At 32.6% G+C, this 24,063-nt stretch carries 24 protein-coding genes; 2 read left to right on the plus strand and 22 right to left on the minus strand.

The window, feature by feature from the left end; translation table 11 throughout:
- Positions 1 to 42 precede the first annotated feature (42 nt).
- The 11 genes from bsdtb5_RS11940 to bsdtb5_RS11990 form a co-directional block, all read right to left on the minus strand.
- Positions 43 to 366 (minus strand): DUF3784 domain-containing protein, encoded by a 324-nt coding sequence (locus tag bsdtb5_RS11940; protein ID WP_271712212.1) that lies wholly within the window; start codon positions 364 to 366, stop codon positions 43 to 45.
- A gap of 99 nt (positions 367 to 465) precedes the next feature.
- Positions 466 to 1,308: an alpha/beta hydrolase gene (locus tag bsdtb5_RS11945; RefSeq protein WP_271712213.1), complete on the minus strand. Its 843-nt coding sequence runs from the start codon at positions 1,306 to 1,308 to the stop codon at positions 466 to 468.
- A 235-nt stretch (positions 1,309 to 1,543) separates the two neighbouring features.
- Entirely contained in the window at positions 1,544 to 1,891 is a 348-nt protein-coding gene (locus bsdtb5_RS11950) for a helix-turn-helix domain-containing protein (RefSeq protein ID WP_271712214.1), read from the minus strand.
- 107 nt (positions 1,892 to 1,998) lie between these two features.
- The gene (locus tag bsdtb5_RS11955; RefSeq protein WP_271712215.1) at positions 1,999 to 3,291 is read right to left on the minus strand and encodes an MFS transporter; all 1,293 of its coding nucleotides are present in this window, start codon (positions 3,289 to 3,291) and stop codon (positions 1,999 to 2,001) included.
- Positions 3,292 to 3,593: 302 nt separating this feature from the next.
- Positions 3,594 to 3,752 carry a hypothetical protein gene (locus bsdtb5_RS11960; protein WP_271712216.1) on the minus strand — a complete coding sequence of 53 codons (159 nt, stop codon included), beginning with the start codon at positions 3,750 to 3,752 and terminating at the stop codon, positions 3,594 to 3,596.
- Positions 3,743 to 4,615, minus strand: coding sequence for a histidine phosphatase family protein (locus bsdtb5_RS11965; protein ID WP_271712217.1), 873 nt, complete (start codon positions 4,613 to 4,615; stop codon positions 3,743 to 3,745). The genes bsdtb5_RS11960 and bsdtb5_RS11965 overlap by 10 nt, the downstream gene beginning before the upstream one ends.
- 72 nt (positions 4,616 to 4,687) lie before the next feature.
- On the minus strand, positions 4,688 to 5,155 hold the full coding sequence (locus tag bsdtb5_RS11970; protein ID WP_271712218.1) for a DUF1648 domain-containing protein: 468 nt from the start codon (positions 5,153 to 5,155) through the stop codon (positions 4,688 to 4,690).
- Positions 5,156 to 5,395: 240 nt separating this feature from the next.
- On the minus strand, positions 5,396 to 5,938 hold the full coding sequence (locus tag bsdtb5_RS11975) for an ATP-binding protein (protein ID WP_271712219.1): 543 nt from the start codon (positions 5,936 to 5,938) through the stop codon (positions 5,396 to 5,398).
- Positions 5,939 to 6,018: 80 nt separating this feature from the next.
- Positions 6,019 to 7,281, minus strand: a complete 1,263-nt coding sequence (hisS, locus tag bsdtb5_RS11980) for a histidine--tRNA ligase (RefSeq protein ID WP_271712220.1) — start codon at positions 7,279 to 7,281, stop codon at positions 6,019 to 6,021.
- A 424-nt stretch (positions 7,282 to 7,705) separates the two neighbouring features.
- Entirely contained in the window at positions 7,706 to 7,957 is a 252-nt protein-coding gene (locus tag bsdtb5_RS11985) for a DUF4085 family protein (protein ID WP_271712221.1), read from the minus strand.
- Positions 7,958 to 8,329: 372 nt separating this feature from the next.
- Entirely contained in the window at positions 8,330 to 9,148 is an 819-nt protein-coding gene (locus bsdtb5_RS11990; RefSeq protein ID WP_271712222.1) for an oxidoreductase, read from the minus strand.
- Positions 9,149 to 9,320: 172 nt separating this feature from the next.
- On the opposite strand from bsdtb5_RS11990, the gene bsdtb5_RS11995 reads away from it, so the two are divergent.
- A complete protein-coding gene (locus bsdtb5_RS11995) occupies positions 9,321 to 9,956 on the plus strand; it encodes a TetR family transcriptional regulator (RefSeq protein ID WP_271712223.1) in 636 nt (211 codons plus the stop codon).
- 344 nt (positions 9,957 to 10,300) lie between these two features.
- Here the strand turns inward: bsdtb5_RS11995 and hxsA3 are convergent, their stop codons facing one another.
- The 11 genes from hxsA3 to bsdtb5_RS12050 form a co-directional block, all read right to left on the minus strand.
- Positions 10,301 to 10,825: a His-Xaa-Ser repeat protein HxsA3 gene (gene hxsA3, locus bsdtb5_RS12000; protein ID WP_271712224.1), complete on the minus strand. Its 525-nt coding sequence runs from the start codon at positions 10,823 to 10,825 to the stop codon at positions 10,301 to 10,303.
- Between the two features lie 4 nt (positions 10,826 to 10,829).
- A complete protein-coding gene (locus bsdtb5_RS12005) occupies positions 10,830 to 12,008 on the minus strand; it encodes a hypothetical protein (protein WP_271712225.1) in 1,179 nt (392 codons plus the stop codon).
- A complete protein-coding gene (gene hxsB / locus bsdtb5_RS12010) occupies positions 12,008 to 13,396 on the minus strand; it encodes a His-Xaa-Ser system radical SAM maturase HxsB (protein WP_271712226.1) in 1,389 nt (462 codons plus the stop codon). The genes bsdtb5_RS12005 and hxsB overlap by 1 nt, the downstream gene beginning before the upstream one ends.
- 2 nt (positions 13,397 to 13,398) lie before the next feature.
- Complete coding sequence (hxsC, locus tag bsdtb5_RS12015; protein WP_271712227.1) at positions 13,399 to 14,505, minus strand: His-Xaa-Ser system radical SAM maturase HxsC; 1,107 nt, start codon at positions 14,503 to 14,505, stop codon at positions 13,399 to 13,401.
- Complete coding sequence (locus bsdtb5_RS12020; protein ID WP_271712228.1) at positions 14,502 to 15,524, minus strand: prepilin peptidase; 1,023 nt, start codon at positions 15,522 to 15,524, stop codon at positions 14,502 to 14,504. Before bsdtb5_RS12020 ends, hxsC begins: the two co-directional genes overlap by 4 nt.
- Positions 15,521 to 15,739, minus strand: coding sequence for an HxsD-like protein (locus tag bsdtb5_RS12025; protein ID WP_271712229.1), 219 nt, complete (start codon positions 15,737 to 15,739; stop codon positions 15,521 to 15,523). The genes bsdtb5_RS12020 and bsdtb5_RS12025 overlap by 4 nt, the downstream gene beginning before the upstream one ends.
- Positions 15,732 to 16,091, minus strand: coding sequence for a His-Xaa-Ser system protein HxsD (gene hxsD / locus bsdtb5_RS12030; protein ID WP_271712230.1), 360 nt, complete (start codon positions 16,089 to 16,091; stop codon positions 15,732 to 15,734). The genes bsdtb5_RS12025 and hxsD overlap by 8 nt, the downstream gene beginning before the upstream one ends.
- 322 nt (positions 16,092 to 16,413) lie before the next feature.
- On the minus strand, positions 16,414 to 17,712 hold the full coding sequence (locus bsdtb5_RS12035) for a VTT domain-containing protein (protein WP_271712231.1): 1,299 nt from the start codon (positions 17,710 to 17,712) through the stop codon (positions 16,414 to 16,416).
- A 159-nt stretch (positions 17,713 to 17,871) separates the two neighbouring features.
- Complete coding sequence (locus bsdtb5_RS12040; protein ID WP_271712232.1) at positions 17,872 to 19,686, minus strand: urease accessory protein UreH domain-containing protein; 1,815 nt, start codon at positions 19,684 to 19,686, stop codon at positions 17,872 to 17,874.
- 239 nt (positions 19,687 to 19,925) lie between these two features.
- On the minus strand, positions 19,926 to 21,434 hold the full coding sequence (locus bsdtb5_RS12045; protein ID WP_271712233.1) for a glycoside hydrolase family 43 protein: 1,509 nt from the start codon (positions 21,432 to 21,434) through the stop codon (positions 19,926 to 19,928).
- Positions 21,435 to 21,602: 168 nt separating this feature from the next.
- Positions 21,603 to 22,889 carry a glycoside hydrolase family 27 protein gene (locus bsdtb5_RS12050; protein ID WP_271712234.1) on the minus strand — a complete coding sequence of 429 codons (1,287 nt, stop codon included), beginning with the start codon at positions 22,887 to 22,889 and terminating at the stop codon, positions 21,603 to 21,605.
- 226 nt (positions 22,890 to 23,115) lie between these two features.
- On the opposite strand from bsdtb5_RS12050, the gene bsdtb5_RS12055 reads away from it, so the two are divergent.
- The gene (locus bsdtb5_RS12055; protein WP_271716094.1) at positions 23,116 to 23,982 is read left to right on the plus strand and encodes a helix-turn-helix domain-containing protein; all 867 of its coding nucleotides are present in this window, start codon (positions 23,116 to 23,118) and stop codon (positions 23,980 to 23,982) included.
- Positions 23,983 to 24,063: the final 81 nt, after the last annotated feature.

Below are 24,063 nucleotides of genomic sequence, written 5' to 3' on the forward strand. Positions count from 1 at the left end.
TTTTACCTCATATGATTTTCCTTTGAATGATACCTATTAATTTCAAAACATACCACCATTAAATTTTTTTTGAGCTTTTACAACCAATATCATTCCCCAAATAAAACTTATGGTAAAAGAGAGCCATCCAAATAAGGAAGTGGTTATGCAATCAATTATACCAGTTAAAAATATACCTATGCCCATAATAATAAAAGCTTTTCCCATTTTGATTGTATAAATCATCTTATCCTCTTCTTTTACATTGGTGTAATGATAACTATGAATTAACGAAATCATATGCTTTTTCAGGAGCAAAATACCTACTATAAACAAAAATACTCCTAACACTGATGTAATAACCATTTCCAAAATATACTGTTCCATAATTTTTACCTAACTTTCTAAAAAACTGCTCCAATGTAACATAAAGATACATATTTTCCAAACGCTAAAAAGAAATTTTCTTACACATAGAAAGATATTTTATATACAGTTTCTCTTTACAAATCTCTCAACTATATCTAATATATCATCTCCCCAAAAAGTTGGAGCGCAATGATCTTCATTTTCAACTTCGTAATATTCCACTTCTTTATCGTACTCTTTTAGCTTTTCGAAGAAATTACGGCTATTTTCAATAGAAACAAGTCCATCCTGTACGCCATGAACCATCAATATTGGGGGAATACTTCTTTCCTTTGATAGATACGTAGCACAGGAGGCGCTTTTCGCAAGTTCAGGAACCTTATTAACATCATCTGTCCCTAGTAGATCTTCTATCGGTCCATCTCCTTCTGAAAGAAACATATCGGTTGGTGCACAATAACTAATAATTCCATTCACCTTACAAGGAATATTATATTCTGCATCTAGATCAAGTTCTCCATAAGCAGCTGTTAATCCAGTCAATAGTGCAATATGACCACCCGATGAGTCACCTCCTATAAAAATATGATCCATATCAAGATGAAATTGTTCTGCTAATGAATGAATAAAACGAATGGCTTTCTTAGCATCTATCACCTGAGCAGGAAAGATATCTAAATCAGATTCTCTGTATTGAACTTCTGCTACTGCAAATCCCCTTTTGGCCAGTTCGGAACGAGCTGGTATGTTATTATACATCTCCTGTCTATGCCAAGCAGAACCTGGTATAAATAAGATCAATGGATACTTCGTATTATCTGTCCAATTTCGTTTGTATGGTATAATTAACTGTAGATGCCTCTTGCAATTCTCATATTCACAATACTCCACATCTGGAACATATAACCATTCTAATTCTTTCTTCTTCACATTTAACTTTTGAAATATTTGTTCTGCCATAATGCTCTCCTATCTCTTTATTCTTTATTTTATTATCGTGATTAATTAATTCTTTCTTGTATGTAAATTGACTTATATTATTTGATCTCAATCTAATATAGCAATTATAGATAGAAATTATAAACTAGTATAATATGTAAAATTATGAAATGTATAATTTAATTTTATAACTTCAATCATTTATTATCAATAAACTTGTAGTTTAATTGAATGGTGATAGATTCAAAAGTAATTTCTATGTATAAGCATACCGTGACTTTTTAACTAGATATAACATTTTGTTAAAATGCTTATCCATAATTCTATAAAAAGGAGAAAGCACCTCATCCTCATCACCGAGAACATAGATGCTTTCTAATGGTACTTCGTATAGATTTGTTAATACGAACATATTATTGATATCTGGCAAACAACGTCCTGATTCCCACTTATAAATAGTCGTAGGATTATTAAATCCAAAGATATTCTGTAATTGTTCAACGGAAATATTTGCGTCCATACGCAAACTTCTTATTCTTCTGCCTGTCGCTGCAAGATTCACATTCGGAATCTTATAAGCACAAAATGAATGAATGTTTTGCATGATTATTCCTTCTTTCATAGAATTATTACTTATATATATGAACAGTTCGCCCTCATAACTAGAGGGCAAACTGTCCTTTTTTTACTTTATAATTATAGTGATGTCACCTATTCTTCCAATTTCCATATATGAGTATTCCTACGAAAAATCAAGCAAGTCAATACTCCAACAATCCCAAGAAAAAAGAATAGAAATGCTGCACCTGAACCTTTTCCTGCTCCAAAGATTCCAACCAATAACTCATCTGTATGATGCGATGCCATAAATGGCTCAAATACTTTATCAACTAATATCCCACCTAAGAAATATCCAATCGGAATTGTAAAGAATTGAAGTGTATTCCTAGTTGAATATACTCGCCCTTGCATATCAATGGGAATATAATTTCGAAATATTACATCCATATTAGCATTCATAATAGGTATTGCGATCCATCCTAGCACTGCTCCAACACACCATATTGGTACCGATTGTCCAAACGCCAAGAGGAAGTTCTCCGTACTCATTGAAAGTAATAATGCATTACATATTACACGAACACGACTTTTCGGAGTAGGTAGTATTGAAGCAACAATGCTACCGATAAGCAGTGCAATGCCAGAAACACTATTAACCATACCAAGTGCTACTTCTCCACCTCCCTTTCTCGATAGAAGCATAGCAGGAAAGGCTGCCTCGAATACCGAGGCAGTAAAGTTAATCGCAGCCAAAAATAGAATCATATCCAAAATTCCACGGTTTTGTTTCAAATAATGTAATCCACTTTTTGCTGATTGTATCACTGATTCTTTTTTGATATATTCATTCTCCACCTTTGGTATTTTTATAAAACATAATAGTGATATAAAAGCTACTCCAAAGGTTAATAAATCAAATGCGATAACCGCCTGAATGTTCGCTAAAGCCAATAATGACGTCGCAATAATTGGCGTCATTATGTTGATCAGAGAGTTGGAAAAAGAACGCATTCCACAAGCCTTTTGATAATGCTTTTTGGGTGTAAGAATACTAATGGTAACATCGGCAGCAGGTTGTTGAACTGTATTCATCAATCCGTTTAACGCATTTAGACAATACAGATGCCATATCTCCAACCTACCTGTTTGTAATAGAACTAGCACGACAACCGTACATAGAGCTGCGAAGCTATCGCTTATAAGTAATGTAATCTTCTTGTTCCACTTATCACTTAACGCCCCTGCAAATATGCTCATAATTACATAAGGTGCATACGTACAAACCGAAAGCATTGCGGTAGTTAGTGCAGAACCATGTTGCTGATACGACCATATAATTAACGCAAAGTTAGTCATTGAGCTGCCTAACGCTGAAAACGATTGTGTAATCCATAAAATGAAATAGCTGTGAAGTTCCTTAATTAAAGTTTTTATTCTGTTCATATTGACTTTGCTCCTCTTAAATTTGATGTAATCTCAATAGATGCAAAGTCTTTTCGGACTATTATTTTCTATACTCCATGCGGATTCGTCCTATTAGACTCTGCATGGAGCTAATGCAATACAAAGCTTCATTATTTTGTACCTCCTGGTTTTGTTGTTTTTTTAGGTTATAAAGTTATTTGATTGAGTTATTAAGTTAATTACTTATATCAATGATTTTTTTATTATTTGTTTCTATTTACATTAACGCTATTTTGATGCTGCGTCAATTGAAAAATGCTAACCATAAACCTTAAATAGTATTAACTAATTTCTTGATTCACACAATTCCAGAACTCCCTCGTCTCTGACTGTGATAATTTATCATACACTTTATCTTTATCAATAAAAACATAATCGTCAATCTCAAGATCTTGACAAGATAAAGCCCTTGATAACTCACCAATTCTAACTAAATACATTGAAGTTTCTTGTGTATATATCCAATCAACTTTTTCATATCATCTGGAAATTCAAAACATATTTTATCGCATAACTCTTCCATTACTAGGATATGTTCCATACCTGTTTCTTCTCGAATTTCTCGTTTGATTGCATCTGCACTTTTCTCGTTCTCAAGTACGCCACCTTTTACGAAGTCCCAAGAGTTTATATTGATCGTTTTTTCATTCTCTTGACCTATTTTAACCTTATGTACTAATAAGAATTTATTATCGCTTGTAACTATTACTGCTCCAACCGCTTTACGAATTCTTTCTTTCCTAAATAAATCAATTTCTTCTTTATGTACTAATTTATCATCATGAAAAGATAATTTAACAATCCAAGGCATCTTATTTCGTATCCTATTAAAATCATTCAAATGAAATGTTGGATCATAATAGTTGAGTATCGTACTAATTGCGGTACCGTGACTACCGATTACAATATTTTCACCTGATGAATCCTTCAACACTTGCGTCAACGCATCTATATTACGTTTTTGAACTTCTCTTAAAGACTCGCCATTTGAAAGTTTATAATCAAAATCATTCCACTGCATCTTAGAGAAACTATTAAAATCTTCTATCCAATCATTGTCTATTTTTCTTTCTCGAAAGCCTTCTTCTATATGTATTGGATACCCTAAAGTGTCTGCAAAATCCTTAACTGTGTCAGTTGCTCTCTTATATGGGCTTGATAATATGATATCGATTTCTTTATCACTTAAGTAATGTGTCACTAGTTTACTATCTTCTAAACCCTTTTGTGTTAATGGACGTTCTTTATCATTATGGTTTGAATAATCCGGTTCTGCATGCCTAACTAAGTATACATTTGTCATCTGATTCTCCAATATATTCTCTTATTTACTCAATTACCAATTGAGGTTCCAACCATACCGTTCCTCCTAATATTATTTACTTGCTTTCCTTAACTTAATTATAAAAAATATGCTTGAACCAACCAATAACAATACAAATGTAGGAAGAAACCAGACAGGTAATGAATTCGCTTCAGTAGAATTGACTGTAATGAACACAAATACTGCTACTACAATTAATTTAGTTGTACTAATCATATTTTTCAAAACTGGATATACACGTTCTTTGTTTTCTTCTGTGACGGTAACACCTGTATTCCAGGCTTGTGGAAATCTTTCCGTTATTGTTATTCCAATATAGATTAACCAAGCCATAACGGGAAGTAAGAGTAATTCTATCTTATTTCCCATTCTATCAATCTGGCCCATTGTATTATAATGACCTGGAATCTTATCCGGAAAGCTATTCCAATTCATAATTAAGTAAATAGTTATTCCTATCAGTAAAATTAAGCATACTATCTCTACAAAAATATTATACTTATTTCTTTTCACTTTCATATTTAGAAACACCTCCGTTTAACTTCCTGTTTGTAAATTTCTAACACTATAATATCATAATATATGGAATAAATAAACTAAGTTTCTATGATTATATTGATTCAATATAGTATACTAACAAATAAGTTAAAAACGCTCTAAACCTTTTGTATTTAAAAAGGTTTAGAGCGCATATTTTAAGAGGTGTCAACTCGATTGGAACTATTTCAGCAATAGCGGCACTCGCATAGTAAGGAGTCTTTATTCTTTAGAACTTATCACATCAACTTTGATGTTATCCATATTTCCTATCTTATGTTTTAACCACTCATTAAGAATCTCAGAAGAAAATTTTTCATTTCCAAAGATTGATGTATCTGGTTTTAAAATTACCTCTGTACCCAAAGAACCTTCTAAACGGTTAATATAAAGTTCATGTTGAGCAATTCCACGAATATAATCTTGTTGAAAAGTTTTCCCATCCCTTTTTACAGTAATTTGCAAGGTTTCACATAATGAGTTAACAGTTTGTAGACCTGCTTGTATAAGGTCCCCCATTTGGCTATATTCTGCATTCGTTATTGGGCTTCCCGCCAATATTTTTTCCAGTACTTCTTTACTTGCGTGCAAATCTTCTGATAATGGTAACCCTCTTCCGTTATCACTTATTTTTATTCTACCTTCTGGCAAAAGAGTTATTTCTATGTTAGTACAGTAACCAGCCTTAGCTTCTTCAATTGATTGTTCAAGAAATTCGAAAACAAGTTGATGCATATTATGTTGTAACGAGCTTAACACTTCCATATTTAGCCTCCTATTCATAGTTTCTGGTACAACATACATAGGAACTGTATACGAAGTAAGGTATTTCCTCACAGTACAACCTAGCTATATTTTTTACGAATATCTGTATATCCTTCTTTTTCAAGATTCTCAACTTGAAATTTAACATTTTTATTTAAAGGTTGTACTAAAACTATATTTCCATCTTCTCTTAATGCTGTTGCTTCTTCTAATATTTCTATTATTTTTTCAGAATTAATATTCTTATCAATTAAAATAGCGATGCTCTTTTTATTACTATAATTCGCAAACTTTGCATTGTCCTTTAAGATTGTAATAATGCGCTCAAATCCGATAGAAAAACCACATGCAGGTATACTCTGACCACAAAATTTTCCTATCATTTCATCATAACGTCCACCTCCCGCTATCGAAAAATTATATCCTGGAATGCTAATCTCAAAAATTGTACCAGTATAATATGACATTCCTCTTACTAGCGCCGGATTATAAACCAATTTCACTTCTCCTTTTATCATCTTTTTAACGCAACCAATTATACTATCTATATTTTGTATAATTTGTGTGTCAACAATATCGCTCGTTAAAAATTTACAAAAATCTTCGCAACTGCTTTCTTCATTCTTATTATTAAAAATAGAAATAAACTTTTCCACATTTTGTGCTGGATAACCTTTAAATAACAATTCTTCTTTCACCTTGTCTGCACCAATTTTATCCATCTTATCTAAGCTTATGAATACTTCATCTAGCTCTTCTTCACAAAAACCAGAATAAGTCCCAATAGCTTTAAGAATCTTTCTATCATTGATGTGTACAGTAAATTCTGAAATACCCACTTCTTTAAATATATTAGTTAACATATTTGAGGTTGCTGCAATCAATTCTATCTCAGCTAAGATAGTATTATCACCAAGTATATCTAAGTCACATTGCATAAACTGACGAAATCTTCCCTTTTGTGGCTTATCCGCTCTAAAGACATTACCTATTTGTAATGATTTAAACGGCATTGTTAATTTACTCATATTATTAGAATAATATCTTGCCAATGGAACCGTCAAATCATAGCGCAATGCTGAATCTGCTAGTTCCCCTTTTCCATCATCATAAGATTTTTTCAGATCATCTCCTCTTTTCATGATTTGGAACATTAGCTTTTCATTTTCTCCACCTTGCTTCCCTGTTAGATTTTCAAGGTGTTCCACAATAGGTGTTTCTATTTGTGAAAATCCATATAACTCATACGTTTCTTTTATCATAGAAAGTACATACTCTCTTAATCTCATATCTTCTGGTAATAAATCACACATACCTTTTACTGGTGTTTTGATAAATGTCATTATAACTTCCTCCTAATCTATAATTTATATTTCCATAAAACAAAGAGTTTCAATGCAAACTCCCTAGCCAAACGTGGTCGCATTAGCGAAATCTTCCTTTCGCGCTTGTGTGCATCCTGCACGAAATGCTTTTTTAATTTATAGGAAACTCGAAGAAGACTCCTCTAAATTAAAAAAACCATCTAGGTTATACCCAGATGGCTATTAATATATAAAGACAATCCCTTTACCATAATAAGCATCTCATGGGCATAACAAACAAAGCAAGCCCATGAATATTCATAAGCTAACTTTTTGAATGATTATGATGATGCATATTTGATAAGTACATTATTGTCTCCTCCAATTTAATTTAATTATTTTGATAATACCTTATTATTAATAATACGTCAAGAAAATTTCTCCAGCCATATAAAACTCACTTTCACTCTTCTTCTATTATGATATCATTGCAACGAACAATAAGCTCTATCATCTCTTCACCTGCCAAAAGCATATGCGCTTCATAACCACTCTCCATACGATAGAGTTCATCATAGATCCAATAACTACCTACAATGTTTTCGTCCTGCTTAATGATATCAGACCCAACAAAAGTAATCTTATTCCGATTGTTGTAACCTCCCCGCGTGTCGAAATACATAACAACATCTTCACCTACGGTTAACTCCTTCACCTTGCAATCGTGAAAGCCGAAGTTTTCGCTGATATCTCGAGGAATATTCTCTGCCTGCTGCGCCTTTGTATACTCTAGAGTTCTTCATCATAAACTGCAGCACCATTGTTCACTTCCATGCCAAAATGTAACCCTGTCAGTTGCGATAATTCATACCATTCCTTGGTTAGATACTTCATGAGATATTCCTCCTATAAAATTGGTTATTTATTACATATATACTATCATATTGAGTTAAATTAATAAATGAATATATATATAAATATATGCCACACTACGTTCTTTAAAATTGCGTATAAGCAAAATATATCTTAGTTTATACCTTAATATGTACTTATAGAGGATTTTTCTTTTCCAAGATACGAATGTCATCTATTTCATCATAATCTGAATCACCTTATCAAATAAACGATCACTCAGAATTCGTTTTAGAAATACAAGTGGTTTCGCTCCATATCCAATCAAATAACGTGTTTTCGATTTACTGGCTAATACTGCCTTACGTATTGTTTTACCTACTAGTTCAGGTTTTGAAAGGCTATTTCCTGTATAGAACTTTATCAAGCCCTCCGCCGCGCTACTTGCAGATATGGCATATGCTCCATTTGCAGAAGTGTCTTTTAGATGATTCGCTGCTATGATCCCCCAATCGGTTTGAATGCAACCTGGCTCTATTACAATAACATCAATGCCAAATGGTGCTACTTCCATTCTAAGTCCATCTGAAAAGCCTTCAACGGCAAATTTGGTTGCATGATACCAAGCTCCGAAAGGTGATACTATTTTTCCACCCATTGAAGAAATGTTAACGATTTTACCAAACTTATTCGCTCTCATAGATGGAAGTACAAGTTGAGTCATGCGTGCAAGACCGAAAAGATTCACTTCTAACTGATGTCTGGCTTCTTCCATCGGTACATCTTCTACTGCTCCATAGGAGCCATATCCCGCATTATTCACTAGAACATCGATTCGTCCCTCTTTTTCTAATATTGTATTTACACAAGCAACCATGGAATCTTCTTGTGTTACATCAAGGGTAATTGTCTGAATCCCTTTTTCGGATAGATTACTTAGTCTATCCATACGTCTAGCTGCTCCATATACCTGAAAGCCATGTTCTTGCAATTGAAGCGCTGTCTCCATTCCTATACCAGAAGATGCGCCTGTTACTAATGCTACTTTTTTCATCTTATTCTCCAATCCGTCGCCTTTGGCGACATACAAATCAAGGGTGTGATACGTCTTATTTATTGACACTGTGTCAGCAAATACATTCTATCACTTAGCTTACACCGTGTCAACTATCATTCTTGTACTTTACCAGATTCTATGTTATGATTATGACAAAGGAGAAGATACCATGGATTTTGTAAGAGCGAGAACACAAGAACAGATCATAAGTAGACAGGATGAGATTATTAATGCCTGTGATCAACTTTTTAGTCAATACGGTTATGAAGGAGTTCATTTTAAAGCAATATCAGAAATAACATCTTTTACCCGACCTACCATATATAATTATTATAAGACGAAAGATGAAGTTCTTCTGGATCTATTAATACGCGAAATGTTGAAATGGGCGACTAGCCTCGAAGAAGAGGTAAGTAAGATATCTCATATGTCAAAAGATGAATATTCTACACTTCTAACAGATCTACTAATATCACATGAAAAGATGCTTCAATTATTCTCAATTCTCTATACAGTTCTTGAAAATAATAGTGGTATTGAGAAATTAGTTGAATTCAAAAAAAAAGTAGTAAAAGTTATGGGAGCGGTCAGTGAAAGTGTAGATAAATATTTTCAATCGTCCACGGATACAAGTAGAGCTGAATTTGTTTCAGCCTTTTTTGCATATATATTGGGGTTATACCCTATGTCACATCTTACTGATAAGCAGAGGGACGCAATTAAGCTTTCAGGGATAAACTACGTTGCGCCTGATTTTAGGACAATGTGTTATCGTGGAATATTGCTATTACTGACTAATCTATAATAAAGAATACTATTTTATTTTTATCAAATTAGTAATTTGATAAATCAAATAAATAAGGCAACTGAATAGATCAAACATCTCATCAGTTGCCTTTTAACAAAGCTTTAATAGATTTTAATTTTTTATTGTGATTATATCTGATTTATTTTTATGTAACTAATAATTTTATATAATCTGTCTCATGCACACACTATTGTTATCCTTTACGTATGGACTATAATTTTCAATTACTTCATGACCATAGTTTTCAAATATATAACCTAATACTGCTATGTTGTAAATTAGTATTACTCGTTATCATCATCCCTATGTACTTCATGACTGTATTTGATGAATTTCGCTTATTATTTACTTAAAACATCTACATTTTGAATATCTCCAGGTCCCACTGTATCAGGAACTTTGGGTGCATGTGGTACTTTAGGTATTGACATATCTATCCCATTTAATGTAGCTGCAACATTTGTGGATGCAGCATTAAATGTTGTATTACTATTAGGCATAGATGAAACTCCTGGTATAGATGAAACTGATGGTCCATAACTAACATCACCTTCTGTGCTATATGCAGAGTTTGAATGTGAAGCAGTATTTGAATGTGATGTATGACTTGCATGAGATGCGTGACTGTCATGTGAACCATGATTGGAATGATCTCTAATATAGGAAGTCGAACTATGGGACTCATGTGAGCTATGAGAACCATGTTCTGCAAGAACATGAACTTCACTTGCGGCTATTGCACTCATAAGAATTAACATAGTTCCAATAGTCACTAACTTACTCCTTGCAATATTGCCATCTTCATCATTAATAAAATCTTCAATTGCTTTATTTATTTTTGGGAACTTTATCTCTTTATCTATCATTTTATCACTCCACTAATTTTATGCACTTTCCGTTTTTCCATTTAGTTGTATATGATTCATTTCGGCTTTTATAATAATCACAATTACCATTTGGCTTATTATCTTTAAATTTTCCATCAAGTTTATAAGCTTTTATTTTGGATGAGTAGTAATAAACGCCTTTTCCATTCATCTTATCATTTTTCCATTGCCCTTCATATTTAGAACCATCTTTCCACTTATAATAACCTTCTCCCTGCTTTATCCCATTTTTTAAATATCCTGAATACTTATCACCATTTTTATATATGATAGTACCCTCACCATTAAATGCATTTTTAGCATATTCTCCAGAATACATAGTACCATTTGAATATTTAATTTTTACAGATACAACTTTTCCCGAATCCAATGTTAATGTATAGATAGCTTTTGAGGTTACTGTATGATAAGCTCCTTTTATTAGTTTACCTGCCTTAAAGGTCCCTTTTAAAACATCACCATTTTTGAACGAAACTTTTCCATTACCTGTGATTGCATCATCTTTCCACTTTCCTACATACATATCACCATTTTTCCATATAAAAGTTCCCTGACCTGAACGCTTTGAATCTAAGAAATTTCCGGTATATTTACCCACAGAAGTATATGTGTATTTACCTTCACCTTGTATTTCATTCGAAAGGTATTGACCTGTATATGTTTTGTCAGATGCAAGCTTTAATTTACCTTTACCATGAATCTGGTTTTTCTTAAATTCTCCAGTATACTTATCACCATTTGCCCAAGTAATTTTCCCAGCTCCAGATATAGCATCCTTTTTCCATTCACCAATATACAAATCTCCATTATTCCAGGTAAAAGTTCCCTGGCCATTCCTTAATGAATGATGAAATTCTCCACTGTATTTTCCTAAGGATTTATATGTACCATGGCCAAATCCCTCCAGGAATCCATTTTTCCAATGACCTGAAAGCGTTTTTCCAGCATAATAAGTATATACTCCTTCACCTTCAAAAATACCCCAATCTAAATCACCAGTGTAGTACCCGTTATCCTCCTGAACTTTACCATTAAGTTTGAAATTTATTTGTCGTTCAGTTCTATAAAAAAAATTAGATTCTAATCCAACATATATTAAAATACAAACTAAAACACAGACAATCAAAATTCTTATACGTTTGGTTCTTTCCTCATTAGCCACTACATCCATCTCCTTAATATCTCAGTATCCTCTTCTTCGGTTAAATGTAAAAAATTAAATATTACATCTAACATTCCAGCATATATCATACACTTATATTCCTTGGGTCTTTTCTCATAGACATCCAAATAAGAAGCAAAATTCACAACTGGACAGACGCCACAATAAGGTTGGTATATGCAATCCGAACAGGTTGGCAATGTTTCCAATATACTCGCTTTACACGCCACTTTACATCGAGGTGAGTCAATTAATTCACTATATGTATTGTCAACCGTCCCAAGGCAAAAAGAATCATTTCCCATCTCAGCTAGCATTCTTCCTTCATCGCAAGTATATATCTTGCCATCACAGTAATAAGCCATCTGTCCTATTGCAGCACCACAAGGTGAACGTAATTCCATATAGTTAGAACCTACTCCATATAAAATCTTAGATAGAAATACCCTTGCCTGTCCTTCTTTTATATCAATACCCTGTCTATTTAATTGTATCATATGCAAAAAAGCTTCCTTATAGAAATTACAAAATTCTTGTGGTGAATAACCAATTTCTTTCCACCTTGCACTTGCACATCCTAGTGGAGTTAAAGCACGCAATGATAAAGTAGAAAAGCCATTGTCTACATATGCATTTACAATTTCTTTTGCGTATCTCAAACTTTCTCTTGTTGTTGTTTGTATTGCACCCACATAAATTCCCTTTTGTCTTAACTTTTCAATTGATTTCAGAACTATCTGAAAACTATTTAATCCATTTTTCATCGGCCTATTCAAATTATGTAAAATCTCATTGCCATCCAATGATGTTGATAAATTAATATTGTTCTCCAATATAAATTCTATCATCTCATCTGTTAGTAAAGTAAGATTACTAACTATTGAATATTGAATATGTTTTCCTTCTGCTTTTTCTTTAGAATACTCTACAATATACTTGATAATTTCAAAATTTAATAATGGTTCTCCACCTTGAAACTCAAAATCAATATCCTTAGATGGTGACTGTAATGCTATATCTACAGCTTTCTTAGCAGTTGTTTTATCCATAAATCCATTTGGAATACTACTTCCATTCTGTGCTTGACAATATACACATTGTAAGTTGCACGTGTTTGTTACAACAAAAATATGTAGCTGCGTACTACTAAAGAGAAATTGCTTACTATCTTTCATATAATATTGAACTTTATCAAGAAACGCTTCCTTAGACGATTCATAAATAAAGCCTTTATCAATTAAAATCTTTTCTAATTCACTATCTTTAACTTCATTTTCATTAACTATACTAAAAAAATCATCTTTTTTAAGAAAAACGTATCTTCCAAAATCATTTGTAATTAAAAATGTATCTGATGATATTCTTTTAAAATTAAAAAAATTTTTCATAATTATCTCCATGCCTTTAAATCATTTTTGGCCATTCGTATTGTACCTGCGAACACCCCACCACACGCATCTCTTAATGTACACTCTGTACATTCCTCAGTAAATCGTACTTTATAATCCGTTATACTTTTCATGCAAAGCATATGAAACTTTTGATCTACTGAACATAACGGAAAATTGTATAAACCCACATCTATCCCGTTTTTTATCAAATTGAGAATAGCCTCTTTAGATGCTTTAAATGCCTCTATATATGAAATCCATACATCAGATTCATTTTTTGCAGCATTTCCCAGCATCTCCAAACCCATGATTTTGACACAGAAAACACTCGAAAATTCTTTAATAATCAAATCTGCAATTTTACTAATAAATTGTGCATTCAACTTACTCACAACAATTCGTAACTCTACTGGTACCTCTTTTTTCAATAATTTCTTTAATGCAATAGTTGTTTCCAGAAAACTTCCTGAAGCATTTGTTATATTATCATGGGTGTTTGCATTATACCCATGTAAAGGTATACCCAAAACAATCTTTGGGGGAATCGAATGCAAAAATTGTTCAAGAAAAGGGTCATATGATAAAGCTCTAGCATTAGTTAATAATAAAATTCTTGTATTTTGACATTTACTTTTTAATGCATTCAGTATTAAAAATAACTTTGTCCCAATCAAAAAGGGTTCTCCACCTGTAACAGTAAGATGTCTTGCATTGCAAGGCATTAATTCTATAGCATTCAGTATATTATCTACTGATATATTTCCCCCCTGCCTCCGAACGGATTCTGGTAAAGGACACATAATACAATTTGAATTACATTTCATTGTTACAACAATTGCATTATCAACCGTTTCATTACTATAATACAAATATGCCTTTCCATCTGAACTAATCTCAAAAACATCAAAATCATGACATGACAGTAAATTTATATTATCTTTTTCTGATATTTTTAATAAAATATTTTGTGGCCACATAAAAAACTGATTTTCTATCCAATATATATGGGGTTTTTCTTCTTTACATAACCGTTCATGAACTTTCATCGATTTTGCAAATGATGTTACCATAACCCCACATTCATATTCCTCAAATGTTATTATCATATAAGCACCTCGCCTATTATTAGATATAGAACTATTCCTATTGAAATAAAAATAGCAAAAGGAACTTTCCGAACTATAACTATTGTTTTCCTTCCATATTTGGAATTCTTCCATCGTTTTATACTTTCTAATTCTTCTTTCGTGATTCTTGATTTTAAACTCTCATCAGAAATAGTAGGCAATCCTTTTACTTTTGATTGTAAAAAATGTAATGTACTCGTGGTGGATAAAATCATTCCTTCCTGAAGTTGGTCTATATTTATTTCTTCATAGTTGTATTCCTCAAAAAATATACGCATTAACATAAACACGAAAATAAAAATATAATTTTCCCACTTAGTACTAATAGGTACATAACCTGTAAACAATACCATTCCAACATCGAAAACAAAAAAACTAAGTACAATACACTTTTCTTTAAAAATAATAAATTTGTTTAATACTATTACAGAAAGCATTAAAAAAGATAAGTATATTACATTATTTATCTGAATATGTGTATAAACAAAATAACTATATACCTGATTAATTGCAGCTATATAAACTAGCGTTCTCAGATATCCAAGCAAAAAAGTTTTTACTTTATTTAAACCTTTTTTTACTGATATTACTTTCTTATGCTTCATTGCAAAATATAATGAATCAATGAACAAATACAAGTATCCACTTAAGAATGCAAGTACAAGTACAGCCAATAGTGAACAATTTGCATAATTACAATGCCAATATAACTCTGCTGGAAATATAATAGCCACAACTCCTAATAATTTAGAATCTCCTCCTGCCCATATTCCTACTGCATATAGAATAATTCCAATTAAAAATAAAGAAATTGCATTACTCAAAAATAAAACTATTAATGATCGTTCCACAAATATATAAAATATCAAATCAAAAACAATACCAATTCCACTTATGAAAAAAATAGTTTGATTTTGAATCTTTCCTCTCTTGATATCAGTAAAACTAATTATAATACATACCAAAAGGAGTAAAATCAATCTTATGTATGTTATCAAAATTCTTTCAACTCCTTTTGATTCAACATATCAATGACATAATTTTCGTATTCTGCTAACACAACTTTTTCATCAGCTTGACAATCTTTAAAGAATAATTCCCAATATTCTAAACTATCCACTATTGTTATATTAGCAATATCTTTAAAGTCTCTTTGTGCTCTCTTTAGAACTTGATAGTCAAATATCTCTTTAGTTAATAATAATTTACTCATTTATTTCAAACCAATCTTTTAGAATTTTTTCAATGTTGATCTCTTTTGCTTCTTCTGGTTGTAATATTACTTCTTCTGTACTCTCAATAATAGAAGACGCAAACGCCCTTGCCATAACTAACTCTCTAATACTCTTAGTTTCTTGACTTATTTGCAAACGAACCATTTGTGCCAATAGTTCATTTTGAAATTCTTTTTCTGTTATCACATCTAAATTATCTTTCATATCAACAGATACAATATAGTAAGATTTATCGCAATCCAAATGGACATATGCTCTATCAGTAAAACTGTACGCTGCTTTCATTAAAGCTTTTTGTAAATATAATTCCTTATTAAATTTATACTGCATATTTAATCCTTTCTCATAACGCATTAAAACTTTGATAATTATATCATTCATAGCACATTGTAACAAGTTTAAATTCCATACTATATGAACTATTTTTTTATTAAGAGTTATTTCGTAACAATTTAATAAGATTTTTTTATATATATTAGGGTTAACCCCATGACACATCTTACTGATAATCAGAGAGAAACAATGAGACTATCAGGGATTAACTACCTGGAAATATTGCTATTACTGGCTAATCTATAATATCAATTATCATATTATAAGCAAACTACCAAAAAACGTTGGCCATCTTTCTCCAACGTTTTTATAATATATATTATACTTTCTCTTCATCTTCAATTTCAGGTAAGATACGGAACACTTCTAATAAAATAATATTGATGCTTAGCCATACACCTCCAAATACATACCCTGCAACTACATCACTTGGGTATTGAATATTGAAAAATACTGGTCCAATTCCTGAAAGGAGGCAAATTAATAGGAAAATTGGAATCATCATATTTCTAAGCCAACCCTTTTTATCATGTCTAATAATTAAAAATACTGCATATCCATAAGCGACTGATATCATAAAGGTCTGTTCACTTGGAAACGTATATTTCGTATTTTCTAAAATTCCTATACCCATTGGCCCTAGGCGATGAAATAAAGTTCGAAGTACTTCTTCTAATATTTCACCTCCTAAAACCACCGATATCAAAAATCGCACTTCAAGAATTCGATTTTTAGCTTTTACTCTAATCCATATTATTATTAATACAGTTAATAATATCAACATTGGATATGAAGTTAAATATCGTATAAATCGGAAGCCAATCGTCCATTTCTGATTAAATATTCGAGTTGTAAGATAATAGACGATCGTATCAAATTTACCGAATTCATTTGCAAGAAAATCCTGTATTAACCCAGCAGTAAGAACCACTAAACCGATCAAAGTTACAGCCAAACAGATTACTACCAATCTTACTTTACCCAGAGAATGAAATATCTTTAATCCATACTCCAATCTCAATTTTACATATTCCCTGATTTCTTCTTTATAGTTTTTATATAAATAAAAAACTGCTATTATAACACCTACGATAATACCACCAATGATAAAATAAATCTTTAACGATGAATGGAATTGTTCCCAACTTGGCCCTAGGACCTTTCCTAATGAGATGAACATAGTCGTCCAGATAAATGCACCAATATATGAATTGATTGCAAACTTTTTAAATGATATTTTGGTAATTCCCGCGAAATATCCTGCGACATGCCTTATCCCAGGAATAAAATAGGATACTACAAGAAGACCATTCCCATATCTAGAAAACCATTTTGATACTTTCTCAAATTTTTTCGAATGGCTACCCGATCCATGCCTTTCAATGAATTTTTTATCCATCAATTTTCCTATAAAATAAGAGATGGTAACCCCAGTAATCACTCCAGCAGCAGCTGTTATTATACTAAATATCCAATTTAGCTTTCCATCATATACCAGAAATCCACAGTATATCATTAGAGTCTCTCCTGGCGTTGGAAGTGCAATAAGTTCTAACATTAACGCTATATATAATACAACATATCCATAATGATTAAATAAATCTGTTATAAAACTCAAGTTCATTCCTCCAATATATTTATAACCATTCAAAGCATAATCAAAAAGCGTTACTATTCTTCATCCCTTCAAGATTGCAATAGTAACGCTTCTAATGTAATTTCTTTATATACAATATCTTTATCTATCTTTATCTATCTTTATCTAACAACTTCTAAATTATCCATTAAGATAATCTGCTCTTATTTGCTCTAAGTCAACTTTACTTAGATCATCAACAATAACAATTATGCCCAATACACTTCCATCTTTTAAGATAGCGTAGACACCTTCTTCAGCAAACTTAACTTCTGTCTTAATCGTTCCTTTTTTTCCTTCAAATGAGGTTAGTGTATCACCTGAGTTACTATTAACAATCGAATAAGTACCTGTCGGTGTATCAAACTTATTCAGATTAAAACTTAATGTAGTATCTATATTTTTAGTTCCTACAAGAATTAGAGGTTCGAATTCATATCCTATTCCTTTGATGGTAGCTGTTTGGTTCGTTTCAGTTACTTTCGTTTTATGAATTAATAGATTCGTCTTCACTTTACTAATATCATTTCCATAGATACTAGGAGTCTGTTGTGTATTATTTGTTGTTCCTGCTGCATTTCCAGTACAACAAGACATTCCACTGGATGGAGTCGGTATGGAGGAATCTGGTTTTGATGTATCTACCGAATCAAGATTATCAACTACTTTAATTACGCCACGAATCATTCCCATTCCACAACTAAAGTTAATATCATTATCTTTTGGTGTAAATTCAATTACATTATCTCCTGAGGTTAGATTTTTCTGAATGTTTAGAGATGGTACAACAATCTGACTATTACAAGAATTTAATGCTTTACCATCAATAATCCATTTGACTGGCTTATTCTTTTCAACATACAGACCGTTTGGAGTATATCCTGCGCCATCTGCTGTCATTCGAATCACTTGCACGCCATTTTCAATCGTTGCTTTCGCTCCCGTAGATGCAGAAGCCTCCGATTTATTACCAGAAAGGGTTGCAGCTAAAGTTGAAGTCGATGGTATGTATACGCCTGCTAAAGCCAAACCTCTACTTCCCATCACAAGTCCTAATACTACAACTAATATTCCACTGAATTTTAATAATGTCTTGGTATAGCCTTTACTTAATAGCCCAGATAATACTCCAAAGGTTAACATTAATGGAATTGTTCCAAGTGCAAAAAACATCATAGAGATAGCTCCAGTGATTGCACTTCCAGTTCCTAATGCGTATAGCTGCATGGTTTGAAGTGGTCCACATGGCATAAGGCCATTTAGAACTCCAACTAGAAACGGAGTCTTAATCTTCCTCTTTACAGAACAGGATGACCATGGAAGCTTAACATTGAATTTACGAAACAATCCATATCCGCTCATATTCAGACCCATCATTATCATGAAGATTCCTGCAAATATTTGAAGTCCAGCTTTTACCGTTATGGACAGTGCAAATACAGATCCTATAGCACCAACGATACCTCCAATGACTGTATACGCTACCACACGTCCTGCATTATAAAAGAGCGCAGGCTTTATGGAATCATATCTACGTTTGCTCTCTTTATTAATACTCTGTGACAGCATAATCCCACCACACATGCCTACACAATGAATGGATGTCAGTGCACCAACAATAAAAAGCATGAAATAGCTAGCACCATTCAGTTTGGAAGTCATATCGACTCCACTATTAGAATTGCCAATTAGAAATATAGCCGCTACCATGATAAAGATACCTGCAATCTTATATCTTCCAGAACTTTCTGTTCGGTAACCAGCAGTTACGATTGATGCCTTGATTTGATCTGTTGAGCAGATACTAGTATCATACTCGATTTCTAACGTTTGATTCGCAAAGCTTGCTTTTGCTTTTATTACTCCATCTAATTTATTTACTGCTCGTTCTATTCTTGCCTCACAAGATGTACATGTCATGTCATATACTTTGATTACTTCTTTTTTTGTTCTCACGCAATTACCTCCTTGTTTCTTCGTCCTTTTATTCAGTATATATCAGTTATGTGAAGGTAATATGGAGATTTGTAAAATATCAAAAAACCTTCTCAGTAATTAATCCCTGAGAAGGTTTTTCAATAAAAAATTTCTATCTTACTTAAATTTTACTCATATCATATGATATTATTTCATAACTCAAACATCCCAGTCTAAAATACATCGTATACTTGATAAATTCTAGCTAAAAGTATATTTTAATCCTCAGATTCTAGATACTCGCATTGAAAAGAATCGAACACAGCTTCATTACTTCCATCCTTACTATATGTATACAATCCAATCAATACACCCGTGAATCCACCAGCAACTTCGGAGGAAAGGTATCTAGTTTGTGCCTGACCAAGTGAGATCTCTTGTCCATCTATATTGATTAAGAAGTAATAGAATAGATTACTTGCTTTGATAATTAACGTTATCTTATTCTCTTGCTTTAACTCAACCATATTCTCAACAGACTTGATATCACCAATATTAAGTCGCTCGATTGCTTCATATTTACCACCATTTTTACGAATTGCAAGGTCATAATGATGGTTCTCATCCATATATATGGTGATTCCCGCTTCACCCTCATCAATACTGACATCACAGGAGATTGTCGCATTAAAATCCTTTTGACGAATCCCAAGAAAAGTTGGTGAATCCGCTTCATCAAGCGATACATCAGTCCCTTTTAAAGTTAATTGATTTTCACCAAATTGATAATTTTCCTCTACTGGGAAACGAAGATGGCACCAATCCATATCCCATTCTGTATTTACAAAGGTTTCACTCTTCTTCTCTTCTTGAATAATATCATGTTCAACATAATCAATTTCAAAGGATCTAGTTGTAGTACCATGATCTCCTGCTACAAACCATCCATCTTCGTTAAACTGAACTGGGGTAAGGAATACTTCGCGTCCAAGATGATGGTAGGTCATCCATCTATGAATCTGACGGAATCCTAGATGAAGAATCCACCAATTACCTTCGTTATCTTGAATAAGATCTCCATGACCTACTCCCTGAATCTCATAGCCACCCAAGTTACGATTCGTTAATACTGGATTCTTAGAATATCCTTCAAATGGACCAAATGGAGCATCTCCTCTCGCATAGGTTACCATATGACCATATTCCGTACCGCCCTCGGCTGCCATTAGATAATACCCGCCATTTATCTTGTACAAATGAGGACTCTCAAGATAACGCCCACCTGAACCTTGCCAGATTGTCTTACTAGATGATAATTTCTTACCTGTTGTAATCTCAATCTCACATTGAACAATTCCTGGCACTCCATAATCATCTTCACCATTACTCATAAAATAAGCTTTTCCATCTTCAAAATATAGAGATGGGTCAATTCCACCCTGATCTACATTGATTGGGTCGGACCATTCGCTATAGATGTCATCCGTCCACACATAGAAATTCTGATGAGTGGTATCATTGGTAGTCGTCATATAGAATCTACCGTCGTTATATCTTATCGTTGGAGCAAATACTCCACCAGAACTATTAATTTTCTCAAGTTGAATTTGATTCTTTCTAGTTAGGCAGTGACCTATCTGTTTCCAATTGATAAGATCTTTACTTTCAAAGATTGGCACACCTGGGAAGTATTGAAATGAGCTGCATACTAGATAAAAAGTATCCTTCACTTTACATACACTTGGGTCTGGATAAAATCCTTTTAATACTGGGTTATTGTATTTCATAATGTTTCTTTTATATAATAAATAAGAAATAGATTTATTATATTGTCCTTTCTGTTTAGAATGATGGATTTTTAAAAATATGTACTTTGTTTAATTCAAATAGAATCATTGGGATTCTACTTTTCATAAATTTATACTCTAATTCTGTATTTCCTTTGGAATCATTTACTAGCAGATTTTGAATAATTTTGCTCCATGTACAGACACCTCTGTTTCAAAAATATCCGTTAAGCCTTTCTCTATTTCTTTACTCCAAAATTCTTTTAATTGCTTTCCTTTAAATGAATTAATTTCCAATTCTTTTGCATCAATTGAAATATTCCTTATATCGTCACTTAGATTAAATAGGGCAAGATAATAAACCTCTTCCTTGGTATCTTTGGAGAACCAGATTGCTTGCTCCTCATCTCTCATAACCTGTTTGGCACCATAAGAATGCGCTAACAAATGTAATACTTCTTTGTTGGTTAGCGTATTCAGTGTCCAATCATCAAGTTTGGTTAACTCAGCTCCTAGCATAAGCGGAGACCTAAAGATACACCATAAGGTCATCATGGTTATCTGTTCTTCTTTAGTAAAGTTCGTATAACGTTCTTCTCCGAATCCTTTCCCCAGATATCCCATAGGTAACATGTCACAATCAGGATAAGAGCCTTCTGCTACGTGCTTCTGCCATAGTTCACATCGTTCGAACATATTTTTTAATAAAGGCCAATGATCCCAAAAATCATCTGTAATACGCCACATATTCGCATATTTTTCATAATGCCAAGCTTCTTTAATTAGTGCTGGTCCTGGAGATAGACTTAAGACCATTGGCCTGCCACAATGTTCTATCGCGTGATGAAGCATCTCGATCTCTCTTCTTGCAGAAGGTTGATCATATCTACAGATATCATCGCATTTGATAAAGTCAACTCCCCATTCGGCATATAATTCAAAAATAGAATTATAATAACCCTGTGCTTCTTCCATATCCACATTTACGCCATACATGTCTGGATTCCAGTCGCATATAGAAGAAGGGTTGGCAATCTCATTCGCAGTTTTATCACTGTCTAGAAGTTTCATGTGATTGTGTGCTGCTATTCTTGGAATCCCACGCATGATATGAATTCCAAATTTCAAGCCTAATTCATGAATATAATCTGCTAATGGTTTAAATCCACGTCCATCTGCTGAAGATGGGAAACGATCAACACAAGGAAGAAGTCTTGAATATTCATCAATCTCTACTTTCCAAAATGGTATGTATTGGTACTTATCTCTTTGTGTTCCTGCATCATAAGCGTACCACTCAATATCTACTACGACATATTCCCAACCAAACTCTTTTAGATTTTTTGCCATGTAGTCTGCATTTGCTTTTACTTGTTCTTCATTAACTGTCGTATCATAATAATCATAACTATTCCACCCCATGGGTGGTGTTTGATATAATTCGTTTCTGTTCATATATCCTCCTAAAGTAATTTCTTGATATTTAATTTCTTGATATGTAATTTCCTGATAAGTAATTTATTGATAAGTAATTTATTGATATGCATCTTAATCAATGTCTATCTAAGTTTTCTTATATATTTTCTAAATATTATTTTCAAATCCCTTATAATATCGTATTATAATAATAACAGATTCTGAATACAAGAATACTTAACTGATACTGGAGGGTAATTATTTGATGTCATGGAATTATGGAACTTATGGATTTGTAAATTATGATCTGATAGCGGAACAATCACTATCTACAATAGATTTGGGAGTGGAACGAAGGCAACAGGAACATTATTTCTTTGAGAATAAAAATAGAAATTATGAAGGTTATCTATTTCAGTATACATTAGATGGATATGGTTTTTACGAAACTCCAAATATGAAATATAGATTAACCAAAGGAAAAGCTTTCTTTATCACATTTCCAGATGATAGTAAATATTATTTATCGGATGAAAATGAGGGTGACGACAATCCAGATCATTCTTGGACTTATTTTTATATTCATTTTAATGGTCCTGCAGTCGAACCTTTTTTTAGGCGAATAAGAGAACTATGTGGTCCTGTTTGTACTTTAGACTTTGATTGCCCGCCAAAGCATCTATTCTTTGAATTATATGAATTAGTCAGAACACAAAAACAATTGGACAAATATAAAGGAAGTGAATGGCTATATAGTTTTCTGATTGCGTTACTAAGAAGTATTGAATTCCCGCCACAGACCAAACGAAGTCATTATGTTGTGGATGCCTTAGAATGGATGCAATTACATTACACTAGCCAGATATCCATTGAAGATATGAGTAGAGAGATTGGTGTATCTTTTTCACATCTCACAAGACAATTTTATAAAGAACAAGGACTAACTCCTATCCAATATCTTTCTCGTCTTAGAATGGAACATGCAATCTACTTGCTTCTTAATACTGATATGTCTATTGACCTAATTGCTGGTAATTCCGGGTATTCTAATGGAAATTATTTTAGTAAAGTATTTAAAAAAGCCTTGAGGGTTACACCAATGGAATATCGCAAGATGCATAAAACTATTTAGCTCATGCTTCCCTGTAATAAGTTCATTGAATACTTGATAGATTCAGACGATAGGTTATCTAAATTACCATGATTGAAACTT

Origin of the sequence: Anaeromicropila herbilytica (assembly GCF_016591975.1) — a bacterium.
Taxonomy (GTDB): domain Bacteria; phylum Bacillota; class Clostridia; order Lachnospirales; family Lachnospiraceae; genus Anaeromicropila; species Anaeromicropila herbilytica.

Bases quoted from the DNA above. Each gene is read 5' to 3' on its own strand.
- bsdtb5_RS11950 (WP_271712214.1), bottom strand. From the start codon at position 1,891: ATGCAAAACATTCATTCATTTTGTGCTTATAAGATTCCGAATGTGAAT.
- bsdtb5_RS12025 (WP_271712229.1), bottom strand. From the start codon at position 15,739: ATGAGTAAATTATTATTAACTAAAGAGATATTTGACTATCAAGTTCTA.
- bsdtb5_RS11945 (WP_271712213.1), bottom strand. From the start codon at position 1,308: ATGGCAGAACAAATATTTCAAAAGTTAAATGTGAAGAAGAAAGAATTA.
- bsdtb5_RS11995 (WP_271712223.1), top strand. From the start codon at position 9,321: ATGGATTTTGTAAGAGCGAGAACACAAGAACAGATCATAAGTAGACAG.
- bsdtb5_RS11955 (WP_271712215.1), bottom strand. From the start codon at position 3,291: ATGAACAGAATAAAAACTTTAATTAAGGAACTTCACAGCTATTTCATT.
- hxsC (WP_271712227.1), bottom strand. From the start codon at position 14,505: ATGATAATAACATTTGAGGAATATGAATGTGGGGTTATGGTAACATCA.
- bsdtb5_RS12045 (WP_271712233.1), bottom strand. From the start codon at position 21,434: ATGAAATACAATAACCCAGTATTAAAAGGATTTTATCCAGACCCAAGT.
- bsdtb5_RS11970 (WP_271712218.1), bottom strand. From the start codon at position 5,155: ATGAAAGTGAAAAGAAATAAGTATAATATTTTTGTAGAGATAGTATGC.
- hxsA3 (WP_271712224.1), bottom strand. From the start codon at position 10,825: ATGATAGATAAAGAGATAAAGTTCCCAAAAATAAATAAAGCAATTGAA.
- bsdtb5_RS11975 (WP_271712219.1), bottom strand. From the start codon at position 5,938: ATGGAAGTGTTAAGCTCGTTACAACATAATATGCATCAACTTGTTTTC.
- bsdtb5_RS11960 (WP_271712216.1), bottom strand. From the start codon at position 3,752: ATGTATTTAGTTAGAATTGGTGAGTTATCAAGGGCTTTATCTTGTCAA.
- bsdtb5_RS11965 (WP_271712217.1), bottom strand. From the start codon at position 4,615: ATGACAAATGTATACTTAGTTAGGCATGCAGAACCGGATTATTCAAAC.
- hxsD (WP_271712230.1), bottom strand. From the start codon at position 16,091: ATGCAGTATAAATTTAATAAGGAATTATATTTACAAAAAGCTTTAATG.
- bsdtb5_RS11990 (WP_271712222.1), bottom strand. From the start codon at position 9,148: ATGAAAAAAGTAGCATTAGTAACAGGCGCATCTTCTGGTATAGGAATG.
- bsdtb5_RS12050 (WP_271712234.1), bottom strand. From the start codon at position 22,889: ATGAACAGAAACGAATTATATCAAACACCACCCATGGGGTGGAATAGT.
- hisS (WP_271712220.1), bottom strand. From the start codon at position 7,281: ATGACATTTATCAAAACACCAGTAAAAGGTATGTGTGATTTATTACCA.
- bsdtb5_RS11940 (WP_271712212.1), bottom strand. From the start codon at position 366: ATGGAACAGTATATTTTGGAAATGGTTATTACATCAGTGTTAGGAGTA.
- bsdtb5_RS12055 (WP_271716094.1), top strand. From the start codon at position 23,116: ATGTCATGGAATTATGGAACTTATGGATTTGTAAATTATGATCTGATA.
- hxsB (WP_271712226.1), bottom strand. From the start codon at position 13,396: ATGAAAAATTTTTTTAATTTTAAAAGAATATCATCAGATACATTTTTA.